Source organism: Sphingobium sp. KKT206 (assembly GCF_055640555.1).
In genome coordinates this window covers 274,644-288,225 of the sequence record NZ_CM145764.1, presented here as the reverse complement: position 1 = coordinate 288,225, position 13,582 = coordinate 274,644, and the positions used below count along the sequence as shown (strand labels likewise).

Annotated in this window: 15 protein-coding genes; 7 read left to right on the top strand and 8 right to left on the bottom strand. The window is 63.0% G+C overall.

What is annotated here, in order from left to right:
• Nucleotides 1-39: 39 nt before the first annotated feature.
• Together ACZ2HM_RS01350 and ACZ2HM_RS01345 are read right to left on the bottom strand one after the other, a co-directional pair.
• Nucleotides 40-1,362 carry a DNA-packaging protein gene (locus ACZ2HM_RS01350; RefSeq protein WP_470426016.1) on the bottom strand — a complete coding sequence of 441 codons (1,323 nt, stop codon included), beginning with the start codon at nt 1,360-1,362 and terminating at the stop codon, nt 40-42.
• Between the two features lie 35 nt (nt 1,363-1,397).
• Nucleotides 1,398-2,705: a M28 family peptidase gene (locus ACZ2HM_RS01345; protein ID WP_470426015.1), complete on the bottom strand. Its 1,308-nt coding sequence runs from the start codon at nt 2,703-2,705 to the stop codon at nt 1,398-1,400.
• 204 nt (nt 2,706-2,909) lie between these two features.
• Here ACZ2HM_RS01345 and ACZ2HM_RS01340 point away from each other — a divergent pair, with 204 nt between their 5' ends.
• The gene (locus tag ACZ2HM_RS01340; RefSeq protein WP_470426014.1) at nt 2,910-3,155 is read left to right on the top strand and encodes a YdcH family protein; all 246 of its coding nucleotides are present in this window, start codon (nt 2,910-2,912) and stop codon (nt 3,153-3,155) included.
• A gap of 22 nt (nt 3,156-3,177) precedes the next feature.
• On the opposite strand, the gene ACZ2HM_RS01335 is transcribed toward ACZ2HM_RS01340, so the two are convergent.
• On the bottom strand, nt 3,178-3,708 hold the full coding sequence (locus ACZ2HM_RS01335) for a hypothetical protein (protein ID WP_096061451.1): 531 nt from the start codon (nt 3,706-3,708) through the stop codon (nt 3,178-3,180).
• A 489-nt stretch (nt 3,709-4,197) separates the two neighbouring features.
• Entirely contained in the window at nt 4,198-4,350 is a 153-nt protein-coding gene (locus tag ACZ2HM_RS01330; protein WP_470426013.1) for a hypothetical protein, read from the bottom strand.
• A 463-nt stretch (nt 4,351-4,813) separates the two neighbouring features.
• Here ACZ2HM_RS01330 and ACZ2HM_RS01325 point away from each other — a divergent pair, with 463 nt between their 5' ends.
• Entirely contained in the window at nt 4,814-5,158 is a 345-nt protein-coding gene (locus ACZ2HM_RS01325; protein ID WP_470426012.1) for a hypothetical protein, read from the top strand.
• Between the two features lie 78 nt (nt 5,159-5,236).
• Here ACZ2HM_RS01325 and ACZ2HM_RS01320 read toward each other — a convergent pair whose 3' ends face one another.
• The 3 genes from ACZ2HM_RS01320 to ACZ2HM_RS01310 all read right to left on the bottom strand — a co-directional run bounded on the left by ACZ2HM_RS01320 (nt 5,237) and on the right by ACZ2HM_RS01310 (nt 7,661).
• Nucleotides 5,237-6,217, bottom strand: coding sequence for an IS1595 family transposase (locus ACZ2HM_RS01320; RefSeq protein WP_470426011.1), 981 nt, complete (start codon nt 6,215-6,217; stop codon nt 5,237-5,239).
• A gap of 118 nt (nt 6,218-6,335) precedes the next feature.
• Nucleotides 6,336-6,983 (bottom strand): glutathione S-transferase family protein, encoded by a 648-nt coding sequence (locus ACZ2HM_RS01315; RefSeq protein ID WP_470426010.1) that lies wholly within the window; start codon nt 6,981-6,983, stop codon nt 6,336-6,338.
• A 66-nt stretch (nt 6,984-7,049) separates the two neighbouring features.
• Nucleotides 7,050-7,661, bottom strand: a complete 612-nt coding sequence (locus ACZ2HM_RS01310; protein ID WP_470426009.1) for a DJ-1/PfpI family protein — start codon at nt 7,659-7,661, stop codon at nt 7,050-7,052.
• Between the two features lie 247 nt (nt 7,662-7,908).
• Between ACZ2HM_RS01310 and ACZ2HM_RS01305 the strand changes: the two genes are divergently transcribed.
• From ACZ2HM_RS01305 to ACZ2HM_RS01295, 3 genes are all read left to right on the top strand, one after another.
• Nucleotides 7,909-8,115: a ParD-like family protein gene (locus ACZ2HM_RS01305; protein ID WP_313924513.1), complete on the top strand. Its 207-nt coding sequence runs from the start codon at nt 7,909-7,911 to the stop codon at nt 8,113-8,115.
• Nucleotide 8,116: 1 nt separating this feature from the next.
• On the top strand, nt 8,117-8,896 hold the full coding sequence (gene map, locus ACZ2HM_RS01300) for a type I methionyl aminopeptidase (protein ID WP_470426778.1): 780 nt from the start codon (nt 8,117-8,119) through the stop codon (nt 8,894-8,896).
• A 575-nt stretch (nt 8,897-9,471) separates the two neighbouring features.
• Nucleotides 9,472-10,080, top strand: a complete 609-nt coding sequence (locus tag ACZ2HM_RS01295) for a hypothetical protein (RefSeq protein WP_470426008.1) — start codon at nt 9,472-9,474, stop codon at nt 10,078-10,080.
• Between the two features lie 49 nt (nt 10,081-10,129).
• Here the strand turns inward: ACZ2HM_RS01295 and ACZ2HM_RS01290 are convergent, their stop codons facing one another.
• A complete protein-coding gene (locus tag ACZ2HM_RS01290) occupies nt 10,130-10,882 on the bottom strand; it encodes a hypothetical protein (RefSeq protein WP_470426007.1) in 753 nt (250 codons plus the stop codon).
• A 390-nt stretch (nt 10,883-11,272) separates the two neighbouring features.
• On the opposite strand from ACZ2HM_RS01290, the gene ACZ2HM_RS01285 reads away from it, so the two are divergent.
• Both ACZ2HM_RS01285 and lnt read left to right on the top strand, forming a co-directional pair.
• Entirely contained in the window at nt 11,273-11,908 is a 636-nt protein-coding gene (locus tag ACZ2HM_RS01285; RefSeq protein ID WP_470426006.1) for a YqaA family protein, read from the top strand.
• An 8-nt stretch (nt 11,909-11,916) separates the two neighbouring features.
• Nucleotides 11,917-13,551 carry an apolipoprotein N-acyltransferase gene (gene lnt, locus ACZ2HM_RS01280; protein ID WP_470426777.1) on the top strand — a complete coding sequence of 545 codons (1,635 nt, stop codon included), beginning with the start codon at nt 11,917-11,919 and terminating at the stop codon, nt 13,549-13,551.
• The last annotated feature ends 31 nt before the right edge of the window (nt 13,552-13,582 follow it).

Below are 13,582 nucleotides of genomic sequence, written 5' to 3'. Positions count from 1 at the left end.
TGCCCCCGAAACGATCAAGCGCCGCCGCAAGTTCCGCGCTCACAACCCCCGCACCTGCGCCACCCCCTGCCGCCCCAGCATCAACTCGCTCAGCGCCCACACCAGCGCATCCGCCCGGTCCGGCGACCGCCCCGGCCCTTCATAGCCCCCGCCCAGTACCAGCCCGCACATCTCATCCTCCAGCGCCGGGAAAGCCCCGCGATGCGCCACCCGCCCGGCTTCGTACAAAGCCGCCACCGGCTCGGCCCGCGCCACCTTGCCCCGGCTCGCATGGACCAGCCGCACCGGCAGCGCCTCTTCCGCCGCGCGCAGCACGCTGGTCACCATCGCGCCGCCATTATTCGCCTCGGCCACCACCTTGTCCGCGCCATGCACCAGCGCCGCCGCCGCCACCGCCCGCGCCCAGATTTCGGGCGAGCAACCCTCGACACTCGCATCCGCAATCACATAGCCGCGCCCGTCCCGGCCGAGGCCCACCACCACGATCCCGCACGCATCGCCATGCGCGGACGCGGGCGGATCGACCGCCACCACCACCCGCGTCAGCAGCGCAGCGTCCCCCGCGCCGCCCGGCACATGCGCCACCCGGCACCGCTCGATCAGGTCGCGGCTCCACAAAGCCCCCGTCACCTCCTCGATCAATTCGCCGTCCAGCTCCTGCCGCCCCAGCCGCGTGCCGCCATAGCTGCGCGTCATCGCCGCGATGAAGCCATCGGCCAGGTTCGCGCTATTTTCCACCGTCCGCCCGCGCGTCACCACCACATCGCCATCCGCCACCAGCCGCCGCACCAGCGCCACCGGCCGCGGCGTCGTCGTCGCCATCACGCGCGGCGCATCGCCCAGCCGCATCGTCATCATCAGATTATCCCAGGCGCTTTCCGCAAAGGGCCATTTGGCGATCTCATCGGCCCAGCCATGGCTGAACTGCGGCCCGCGCAAACTCTCCGGCTCCGCCGCCCCAAACAAATTCGCCACCGCGCCATTGGGCCAGATCAGCTTGCGCAGCGCAGGCGCAAAGACCGGGCGGCACCACCAGGGCGCAATCGCCAGCAGGCCCGACGCCCCTTCCACCATCACCCGCCGCGCCTCGCCCAGCGTCGCGCCCACCAGCGCGATCCGCGCACCCGGATCGCCCTCGGCAATCCCCCGCACCCATTCCGCCCCGGCCCGCGTCTTGCCAAAGCCGCGCCCCGCCATCATCAGCCAGATGCGCCAGTCGCCCGGCGGCGCGATCTGCCCCGGCCGCGCCACCGCGCTCCAATCATGCGCCAGCGCCTCGCTCGCCACCGGCCCCAGCGACCGCAGCAGCCGGTCGCGCTCGCCCGGCCGCTCGGCCAGCCATTCAATATGCGAACTCTGCATCGCCCTCCCCTCGTCAGGGACGGCGACACCGCCCCCTATTTGCGCGGCGCCATGCCCCCGAACGTCACGATGCTCGCCGCGCCATCCTTGCCGATCGCCGCCACGCCGATGAAATGATCATCGACCACCACATCGCGCAGCACCGTCTCGGTCGCGCCGGTCACGACCCGGCTGTCCGCCCAATCCTGCGCATCGGCCCGCCGCCAAAACACCTTGTACGCGCTCGCCCCCGGCACTGCGTCCCAGAACACCCGCGTATCCATCGACAGCGCGCCATCGAGCGACACGACCGCAGGCGCAGCCGGCGCACTCGCCAGCGTCCGCAACGCCGCGACATTGAGCGCCGTCACCTTCGCCAGATAGGGAAAGTCCATCCCCTTGACGGTATCGCCATAGTCGCGGCCCGCTTCGACCCGCAGATCCTGATGCTGCCGGTCATAATTTTCGATCCCTACCGAAAAACGCACGGCGGGATAGCCCGCCTCCAGCAGCGGCGCATGATCGCCACCCCGCCCGAAGCGATCGGGCCGCCGCACCGCGAACACATCCAGCCCGATCTGCGGATTGGCCTCGGCAATGTCATCGATCGCCTTGGCCAGCGCCCGCGACGGCCCATCATCCTCGCCGCCGATCCCGCGCCGCGTCATCCCCGCCTTGGCGTCCTCGGCCGACCGCATCCCTTCGGAAAACACCCGCACCCGGTCAGAAACGATCCGGCCATTCTGCCCGGTCGTGTTGCCGACGATATCGTTGTTCAGCATCGCCCGCACCTGCCAGCCGCGCGCCTTGGCGGTGTTCGCCAGCAGCTTGCCGCCCAGCAAGCCCTGCTCCTCGCCCGACAGCAAGGCGTACACGATCGTCCCGTCAAACTTTTCTCCGGCAAGCACCCGCGCCGCCTCGATCACCAACGCGCTGCCCGACCCATTGTCGTTCGCGCCCGGCGCATCGCTGGTAAAGTCCATCACATCGCTGACCCGGCTGTCGATATGCGCCGCGATGATCACCACCTGGTTCGGATCACCCGTCCCGGCCTGGATCGCCAACACATCCACCACATCCGCGCCGTTCGGCACGCGCGGCCCGGTAAAGCGCTCCGACACGCTCTCCACCTTCAAACACCCGCCGCACGTCTTGGATATGCGCGCAAACTCCGCCGCCGCCCAAGCCCGCGCCGCCCCAATCCCCCGCTTGGGGTCGCTCGCCGACGAAAGCGTATGCCGCGTCCCGAAACTGACCAATTTCTCGACGGTGGCCTTCAACCGCGCAGGATCAGGCGCCTGGGTCTGGGCGATGGCAGGAGTGGAAAGCGCCGAAGCAGCAACGAACAAGGAAAGGATTTTCATGAGGGCCACCCTATCGCCTGTCGCCGGACTGTAAAGCCGTCTTACCCTTTCATCTAAAGCCCTCTCCCGCTCTTCGCGGGAGAGGGTTGGGTGAGGGTTTTCCTTCCTTCTTTCTTTCTGAAACCACCCCCGGACAACTACCTAACGACCACCCCGCCGCCCCGGCCCATAATCGCGCCAACCATCCCCATCAGGAGACGACGCATGAGCGAACATGGCCAGGATCTGCACAGCCTCTTCCCGCAAGCCACCGACCGGCTGCACGAGCTGAAACTCAACGACGCGCACTTCCGCGCGCTCGCCGATCGCTATCACGCCCTGCTCGGCGAAATCACGCCGATCGAGGACGGCACCGCCCCCGCCTCGGACGAACGGCTGGAGGAATTGAAGAAGCAGCGCCTCGCCCTGCTCGACCAGATCGGCGCGCTGATCGCCGCCGAACCCGCCTGACACCGCCCGGCGGCGGCGCCCCTCACGTCCCCGTCGCCGCCCGCTTGCGCGCAATCTCGTCCATCGCGCGGCGCAATCGCGCCACCGCGTCGGGGCTGTCGGGCCGCTGCACGCCTGCCGCCGCGCGATAGGCCGCCACCTTGTCGCGATGCCGGATCAGCAGTTGCAGCGCCAGCTTCAGGTCGCGCCCGCGCTTGACCTTGCGGCTCTTCACCGCGCCCTCGCCGTCCAGCACGATCTCCTCGCTCTCGCTGCCGAACAGCACTTCGCGCATCAGCATCGCCTCGATCTCGGCATAGCCGATGTCGATCGCCCGGTCCCAGTCGGCGGCAAAGCGCGCGTCGCGCTGTCGCCGTTCATAGGCGCCCGCGCGCCGCACACCCGCCACCCGCGCCGCCTCGCTGACGTTGCAGGTCGTGGACAGCACCTCCAGAAACTCCCTTTCCTGCGCCCTGGTCCAGCTATCCTTGCGCGGCTTGCGCTGTTGCGCGCGCGTGCCATCCGCGACAGCCTGCCGCCCCGGCCGCAATTCCGTCCCTGCCTCATCGCCCATGCCGCCCCCGCAACGCAAAAAGGGCCGACCCGCCCGGATCAGCCCTTGGTTCGCCGCGTCATCCGCGACTCACATTTTTCCACTATGCCGATATGTGGCGATTATGCACTTTACAAACCCTGGCATTCGACTGTGAATAAACTTACCGAGGCACACAAACCGCCCTAGTGGTGGGTGCGCCGTAGATAACCCCCGGCTTCGGGCGAGGTGGAGCGACTTGGCGCTCTACAGTGTCTCGCGCATGTTGGCAGTCCGGGCCAGTCTTGTAATCCATACGCGTCATTGAAGTGCCATCGGTGACTATGAGCGTGTGCGGCCCAGAGCCTAGCACTGGCCTCCAAACGCCATCTCTTAAAATTAGCTTTTCGCCTGTGGCGGGGTTTGAAGCCGTGTCGCCCTCTTTAGGTATCCGCGCAGATTCGTCAGCCGCTCGATACTGATCCCAAGGCCCAGGCGCAGTTTGCAACGCGAGCATCAAAGCAAGCAGCGTCACTCCGGCTTCTCCACCGGCTTATGCCTCGCAACCTTCGCCAGCCGCTCCTTGAAGCGCGCGGGGTCGTCGTCCGTCTCTAGGTCGCGGGCGGCTTGCTTGAACTTGTCGAGTTGACTCTTCTCCGCATTACCGTTCTGTTCAGTATCCATGCCTGATCCTCAATTCACTATGTTTGTCGATGATACCGGCGACGTAACCCCAAGCACTACCAATAACGCATCAACTCGGTTCGCCAGCCTAACTGGAGTAATCTTTGAGCGGGATTACCTTATTAGCACATTTGAGCCGGGTTGGCGAAAGGTGGTTGGCCGAACGTTCGGCTTGGATGAAGCGGGGAATCCCCCTGTGCTGCATCGGCGCAAAATGATTAGCCCTCCGAAACAGGGGCCGTTTTCCTGTCTACATGACCCAGCATCGCGCTTAAATTGGAATTCGTCATGCTTAGATATGATGACTCGCGCTAGTTATTCAGTAATAACCGTATCTCTCGACAAAGTGGCTTTTTATTATCATCATCCCAAAGCCGTTCTCGACGTATATGAAACTTTATTCCAAAATATAGTAGAATGATATTTTTATTTTCTGCGAAAAAATGGCACTGGCGACGTAGTTGTGGAAGCTCAGAATTCCGGAACCGACGCAGCGATAAAAGAAAGATACCGTGCGATCATGGATGGAGGCACGGAACATATCAATTCGAACATGTTGAATTCAGTTTTTACATCCCGCGAAATTAAAATTGTTTCAAAAGACCGTGGAATGATCGGACTGCAGATGGCGGATTTACTTGCGCGTCCCGCCTTCGCGCATTGCCGCGCTGTTTACACAGGAGCAACCGGCGATCTTGCAGGTTTTGCGCGCGAAATAGCGCCCATTTTAGAATCCTATAAATTTTATAGAGATGGCGAAGGTAATCCGGATCGTTATGGGCGAGTATGGAGGCCTCAGAAACGCTAAACGGCCCCTGATACAGGAGCCGTCCAAGCATTCTGGCTTGTGCCTCCGGTCGAACCGGATTGCCATATAAATGAGTCCTTATATGGCAAATGTCAACCTCGCTTTATCAGCTTGTTGATAGGTTAGGCGCTTGCCGCTGATACCCTTCAAACCCTCAATCGCGCGCTGGCGATCATTCACACCGTTGGCGGTGCGGTGGTTATAGCGGAACTCAAATTCGGCCAGATAGCGGTGCAGATGCTGTTCGCCGCAATGCTGGTAAACGCCCTTCATCCCACGCTTGAAGATCGAGAACGCGCCTTCCACGGTGTTGGTGTGAATCGTGCGATCCTTGGGGTGGACATACTGCTTGATGCCGTGGAACGTCGTGCCATGCTCGGCAAATTCCTTGCCCAGCTTGATATACATGCGCGCTTCATCGGTCATTAGGCGCGCTTCTTTGGCGATGTTGGCGCGAACGATCGGGTGGATTTCATCGGAACGATACTTGTCGAACACGAACGAGCGCATGGTTCCGGTTTCGCGATCAACCAGCGCCAGAACGGCCATCTTGTGGGCGTGACCGCCACGGCCCTTAACGACGCCCTTGCGGTTGCCGAAATAGGTTTCGTCCACCTCAACCGGCGTGCCGTTGCCGCCGAACGGGGCAAGATCACCAGAACGCATGGCTTCGCGGATACGGTGGGCAAGGAACCAAGCGCTCTTATACTGGACTTCCAGAACGCGGCTTAGTTGGTGGGCACTGATACCCTTCTTGCTGGAAACCATCAGATGCACGGCCTGGAGCATCTTGTGCAGCGGCATGCGGGCATGCTCGAACACGGTTCCAACCTTGACGGTGAACTGCTTACGGCACTCACCGCACTTTTTGAGGCCATGGCGAACAACGCCCTCTGGGTTCTTCACGCTCGGTTTGCTGCGAACGCCAGCCAAGTCGTAAACCCGGCCGCCAACCACGCCGCAATGGGGGCAATTAACCCCATCGGCCCAAACTACGCTTTCCAGAAAAGCGAAAGCCTTAGCTTCGTCGTGGAAATGAGGGGAAGAAAGAACCGACATGGTGACACGCTCCGTTGATGCGTCTCTTATGTCTTAAATTCGTGGGTTTGTAAAGTGCATAATCGCCCGATATGTGCCAGAACAGCGTGACGATGTCAAGCATAATGTTCCAGATAGGTTACTTCTCCACCATCGCCGCGATCGTCGGCGCTTCCAGTGCCATCGCCGCCGCCACGCTCGGCCGCGCCTTCACCCTGTCCAGCCACGCCGCCACCTTGGGCCAGCGCGCCGCATCCAGCGCGTCGGACACATAGCCGATATTGATCAACGGACAGCCCGCCGCCAGATCCGCCAGCGTGAAGCGATCCTCTACCAGCCAGCCGCTTTCCGGCAACACCCCCTCCAGATAATCATACAGGCCCGGCAGTTCCTCGGCCTCCGCCTTGTCCGCCGCCGCCAGGTCCGGCTCGCGCTTCAGCCTTCTGGCCACCGCCCGGTTGAAGAAGATCTTGGCCCCCACCGGCTGCGCCACCGTATCGCCAAATTCCTCATACCATATTGTCCGCGCCCGCGCTTTGGGTTCGGCCGGGATCATCTCCGTACCGGGGCGCAATGCATCCATATAGGTTATGATCGCGGTCGAATCGCACAGCAGAAAGTCGCCATCCTCCAACGCCGGAATCTTGCCGAAGGGCGACCCGTTCAGATAGCCTTCGCCACCGCGTCCGAAGCCCGCCGCCTGCACCTCGACCTCGATACCCTTCTCGGCGGCAAAGGCGATCACCTTGCGCACAAAGGGCGATGGCCGCGACCCGTGGATAATCATGCAAACGGCTCCTTTGGTTCGACTCACTGCGCCGAACCATGACAGATCAGTAGCAGATCGCAACCCTCATGCCGCCTGGGAAACATCCGCCACGAACGGCGCGATCACCGCCATCACCCGCGCCACCGTCTCGTCCTTCTCGCCCACCGGCGCGACATAGTCGATCACGCTGCGCGCCGCCTCGACGCCTGCGCCGCGCGCGATCGCCCAGGCGGCCAGATAATGCGCCGCCATGCATCCGCCCGCGCTCGCCACATTGCCCCGCGCCACGAACGGCGCCTCCAGCACGCGCAGCCCGGCCGCGATCGCCATCGGCTGGCTCGTCCGGTCGGTGCAGACCGGCATGTCACCGACCAGCCCCAGCGCGCCCAATATCAGCGCGCCCGAACATTGCGACCCGATCAGCTGCCGTGCCGGGTCCAGCCTTATGCGCGCCATCAACGCCGCATCATTGGCCACCTCCAACCGCCGCGCCCCGCTGCCGACCAGCACCACATCCGCCTGCGCTGCCCATTCCAGCGGCTGCTGCGTCCGCACCTCGACCCCGTTCATCGACGTGACCGTGGCGTCCGGCGCACATATCTCCGCCCGCCACCCCTTCACCCGGTTCAGCAACGCCAGCGCCACGAAACTGTCCAGCTCATTGAACCCATCAAACGTCAAAACCGCAACCCGCATCAGATCCTCCTGTCGATCCAACGCCCCTACCCCATCGCCAACAACCCCGCCCGATCCGATCCCCAGACATTGGCCCGCAAACCTTCTCCCCCACGGGGAGAAGGATACGAAGCCTCAGCGGCGCAGCCGCCTAGGCGAAGTTGGAAGAGGGGGCTCCGCGCCAGCCGCCAACCGCCCGCCCCCACCTTGACCCCAAACCATATGAACCATATACGATCCATATACATTTCATATATCAGGACACCCCATGGGCATCGTAAAAATCGCCGACGACCTCCACGAACAAGCCCGCCGCGCCAGCGCGCCGATGTGCCGCTCCATCAATGCGCAGGCGGAATATTGGATGAAGATCGGCATGTTGGCCGAAGCCAATCCCACCCTCTCCTTCAACGACATCGTCCGCCAGCAATATGCCGCCGCCCATGTCGAACTGGCGCAACGGGCCGCCGCCTGAGATGGTCAAAACCCCCGACGAACTGGCGCTGATGCGGCAATCGGGCCAGTTGCTCGCCGCGGTCTTCACCATGCTCGACACGCAGCCGCTCGCGGGCCTCTCGACCATGGCCGTCAACGATCTGGTCGACCGCTATATCACCCTGGACCTCGCCGCCCGCCCGGCGAGCAAGGGCCAATATGGCTTCCAATATGTGCTGAACTGCTCGATCAACCATGTCGTCTGCCATGGCGTGCCCAATGCCGACACGATCATCCGCGACGGCGACATCATCAATCTCGACATCACGCTGGAAAAAAACGGCTTCATCGCCGATTCCAGCAAAACCTACCTCGTCGGCGACGTCGCCCCCGCCGCCCGCCGCCTCGTCCGCGTCACGCAGGAAGCGCTATGGCAGGGCATCGCCCAGGTCCGCCCCGGCGCGCATCTGGGCGACATCGGCTTTGCGATCGAGCGCCATGCCAAGCGCAACGGCTATAGCGTCGTGCGCGACTATTGCGGCCACGGCATCGGCCGCGAAATGCATGAAGAGCCGCAAGTCCTCCATTTCGGCCGCCCCGGCACGGGCCTGCCCTTGCGCGAAGGCATGGTCTTCACCATCGAACCGATGCTCAACCAGGGCAGCCGCAAAGTCTCGACCCAGGATGATGGCTGGACCGTCACCACCAACGACGGCAAACTCTCCGCCCAATTCGAACACACCGTCGCCGTCACCCGCACCGGCGTCGAAGTCCTAACCCTCCGCCCCGACGAAGTGCCGCTATCGGCGCGCCGGGTGTAGTAGAACAATTTGCCCCCACTCATTCCGTTCGTCCTGAGTAGCTATTGAGCTTGTCGAAATAGCGTATCGAAGGATAAGCGCTACGCGGATGCTTCGATACTTGAACAGGTGAACATGCCCCCGGCATGTTCAGGACCATCCGGGGGATGGTCCGACCTGTTCAACTTCGACTTCGCTCAGCCCCTACTCAGCACGAACGGGCATTTGTAAGTACGAGGCGACAAATCCCACCCCCCAAACCTTCTCCCCCACGGGGAGAAGGATACGCAGCCTCAGCGGCGCAGCCGCCTAGGCGAAGTTGGAAGAGGGGCCTCGACGCTGGCGCATCACCACAACCCCGTTCGGGCTGAGCCTGTCGAAGCCCTTTCCTTTACGTTTGTGTAGTTTGCATTCTTAACAATTACAGTTACAAAACAATCAACAGTACCTCATTGATGGCGAAGCAGGAATCTGCCTCCGATTTTCTTTTACTACGTGCTATTTTAATCCGTGAAAAATTAATCCAGACTTTGGAATCGTGGCTAGCATCCGACATTGACAATCTGCGCTCTCAACGGAAGGGTACTGTATTATAAATGTTGAATTTATCGGTCTCATTGCGAGGGTATCGTTTAGTGAAAGGAATCGGGTACTGTAATGTGGTAAATCCGGGGGCTGGTGAATTAGAGATAATTCTTAATGATATAGAAAGAGCTCTAGCCGCTCGTTTGTGGTATGCAGCTCTGACTGTTACGCTATCTCTGCCCGACATTTGTTCGCTACTTGAGAGACCCGAGGACGAGAGGTGGTCGAAGCGTGAAAAGTATGCAGCATGGTTCAATGAACACGTAGCAAAACTGCATTACCCTGAATTTACCGGTGACGATTGCTATAGTTTGCGGGGTGGCGTCGTGCATCATGGGCAATTTGGCCACGCAAAATCCCGCTATGACCGGGTTGCTTTTAGCCTTCCCGACGGCCGTGGAAGTGTATTCGACCGGATGATGAGCACAGACTGCGGTAGTTTCAAAGGCACTACTCTGTCCCTCGATCTCGCACTTTTTTGTCAGCGGCTTATCGAGGCTGTGAGAACATGGTATCGGGACAATGCTGACGATCCAAACGTCGTAGCCAATCTCCCCAATCTCGTTCGTTACCGAGATGTGATGGAAGGCCATTCAAACGGAATTCCAATGATTGCATAGTTGAAAGGCCTAATCCTTGCCTTCGAACTAAAGCTCCAAAAACGCCCCACTACCCCCCAACCCTTACCCCAGACCGGGTATAATCAATCCGTATCCGCACCCAACTCCCCACCTGCGGCTTGCCATTCACGCGCGGGGGGCGGACCAGGAATTGCCAGGCGGCCAGCCGCACCGCGCGGGCATAGCCCGACCCCAGCGGCGATTCGCCCAATATCTGGCAGTTTTCCACATGATAATGGTCGACCGTCTTGCACGCGACCAGGCCCCAGCCTTCGGGCGGCGCATTGGCGGGGATATAGGTGGACAGCTCGCTATTGGTCGGTCGCCGATACCATTCGGCGTTGAACAATTGCACCCCGCCCGGCCCCTCGCCCGGCCCGGCGACCGCCGAACTGTCGCCCTGTCCCGCCGCCGCGCCCTGCGCCGCCTTGGGCATAGTGCCGATATCCGCCGACGCCATCTGATCGCGGCTCATCGTCAGGAAGGGGAAGGGCGCGGGCGGTTCCTCGACCGGCTGCTCCGTCGGCCGGGGCGGGCGCACCACGGCCTCGGCCTGTTTGGGCGGGCTGGCCTCGTCCTGCTCGCGCTTCTCCGCCTTGGGCGCGCGCTTCTGCTCCTGCTCGGTCTTGGTCCCCGTCTCAACGTCGAACGTCACCGGCAGCCGGTCCTCGACCCTTTTCGGCTCGAACGAGGGCGACAAAGTGAACAGCCCCAGCAGCAGGATGGCGTTCAGCACCAGCGCAAACGCGATACCGCCCGCGCGCTGCCGCAGCCTGGCCCAGGGAATGGAAGAAAATGTCAAACGCGCGAACCGAACCGAACAGGGGAGAAGGGGTCTTGCCCAGACGGTGCCGCCCCGTCAACGCCGTCGCACCAATTCGCGATAGGCGGTGCCTTATCGTACAGTGGGGTGCGCGGTTCAGCACGGCACGCATCCGTCACCCGCCCCCTCCCCCGTTCGCCCTGAGCCTGCCGAAGGGCACTCTTTCTTTGAGGAGAAGTGGAGGGCTTCGACAAGCTCAGCCCGAACGGACGCGGGGTTTGCTCCCCCCGCAAAGCGTACATTGCCCCCCCCCCAAAGCGTACAACCTCCCCCCCACCCCAAAATCCCGCCACCACTGTCCGCATCGCTGACCGTTTCACCCCGCCAAAATCGCTGGCGACCCGCCCCGATCTCGGCTAGGTCGCCGCCATGCTCAACAGGCTCTATCAATGGACGCTGGCCAAGGCCGCCCATGCCCATGCCGAACGCTGGCTCTTCGTCATTTCCTTCCTGGAATCGAGCTTCTTCCCCATCCCGCCGCATCCCCTGCTGGGCCTGATGTGCCTCGCGCGCCCCGAACGGGCGATCCGCTTCGGCCTCATCTGCACCCTCGCCTCGGTGCTGGGCGGAATGCTGGGCTATGCGATCGGCTTCTTCCTCTACGAGACGGTCGGACAGCAATTGCTGAGCGCGCTCGGCCTCGCCGACAAGTTCCCTGTCGCCGCCTGCTATCTGCGCGAATATGGCGCGGAGATCATCCTGATCAAAGGCGCGACGCCGATCCCGTTCAAGCTGATCACCATCACCGCGGGTTTCGTCGGCCTGCCGCTCTTCACCTTCTTCTGGGCCAGCGTCGTCAGCCGCGCCTTTCAGTTCATGTTGGTCGGCTTCCTGTTCTGGAAATTCGGCCGCCCCATCAAAGCCTTCATCGAAAAATATCTCGGCTGGCTCTCCGCCCTGTTCCTGGTGCTGATCGTCGGCGGCTTCCTCGCCGCCTCGATGCTGACCGGCGGCGGCGGCAAGGGCGACACATGCAGCCAGGCCACCATGGCAACCATCGGCTGACCGCCCCCATGCGCGCCCTGCTCGACCGCCACCCCAGGAAGGCCGCGCTGCTGGCGGGCCTCGCCTCGGCCACCGGCTTTGCCCCGCTGTCGCTCTGGCCGGTCACGCTGCTCGCCCTCGCGCTGCTCATCCACCTGACCCAGAGCGCCCCCGACCGCCGTGCCGCCTTCACCTATGGCTGGCTGTTCGGCGTCGGCCAGTTCACCCTCGCCCTCCACTGGATCGCCCACGCCTTCACCTTTCAGGACGCCATGCCCCATTGGCTCGGCTATGGCGGCGTCATCCTCCTCTCTCTCTACCTCGCCCTCTTCCCCGCACTGGCGACGTCAGGGGCGTGGTGGCTGTCCAACCTCGTCATCCCCGCGAAGGCGGGGACCCATCTCCCAACCTTCATCCGGGGGAAGGCGGCAGAGAAGACAGCGCGCCATCGCGGCAAGGATCAACCTTTAGGCACAGCCACCTTCCCCCTCCTCCTCGCCGCCCTCTGGATCGCCACCGAATATCTCCGCGCGACCCTCTTCACCGGCTTCGCCTGGAACCCGATCGGCATCATCCTGCTGCCCAGCGGAGCGGCGATCGCCGCGACCCTCGTCGGCACCTATGGCCTCGGCGCCCTGGTCATCCTCGCCAGCGCCGCGTTGCTCCTGATCGCCCGGCGACAAGTCGCAGCCCCCGCCGCGATGCTCGCCCCGCTCCTCCTCGCTGCGCTATGGGGCTGGCTCTCCCCCGCGCCCGCCACCCCGCCCGGCGCGCCGCGCATACGCGTCGTCCAGCCCAATATCGGCCAGGACGAAAAATATTCGGTCGAGCGCGAATTTGCCAATTTCCGCAAGCTGACCGCCCTCACGGGTGAACCGCGCCCCGCCCCACGCCTCATCTTCTGGCCCGAAGCCGCGATCCCCGCCTATCTCGATATGGAACCCGACTGGCGCGCCCGCCTCGCCGCCCTGCTCGGCCCCGGCGACCTGCTGCTGACCGGCGCGGACAAAGTCTATTTCAAGCCGGTCGAACAAGACGGCATCCTCGTCAACAAGCTGGCGGGCGCCAATAACAGCGTCTGGATCGTCACCCCCCAAGCGACGATCGCCGCCCGCTACAGCAAGGCGCATCTCGTCCCCTTCGGCGAATATCTGCCGTTGCGCTCGGTCCTCGAACCCATCGGCCTCTCTCGCCTCGTGCCCGGCGATGCCGACTTCTGGCCCGGCCCCGGCCCGCAAAGCCTGACGCTCCCCGCCACCACCGGCCGCCCTGCCCTCAGCATGGGCGTGCAGATCTGCTACGAGATCGTCTTTTCAGGCCAGGTGGTCGATCGCGCCAATCGCCCCGCCTTCCTCTTCAATCCCTCCAATGACGCCTGGTTCGGCCCTTGGGGTCCGGTCCAGCATCTCGCCCAAGCCCGCCTCCGTGCATTGGAGGAAGGGCTGCCGATCATCCGGTCGACCCCCACCGGCGTCTCGGCGATCATCGACGCCCGTGGCCGCGTCGCCCATGCCCTCGGCCTCAACCGCGCCGGTTTCCTCGACTCCGGCCTGCCCCCCGCGCTCCCGCCCACGCTTTTCGCACGGGTCGGCAACTGGGCACCCTTCGCCTTCATGCTGGCGCTCTTTGCCCTCGCCATTGCCATCCGCCCCAGCAAAAGCTAATAGCCACATAAACTATTCTTTATATCGTTTA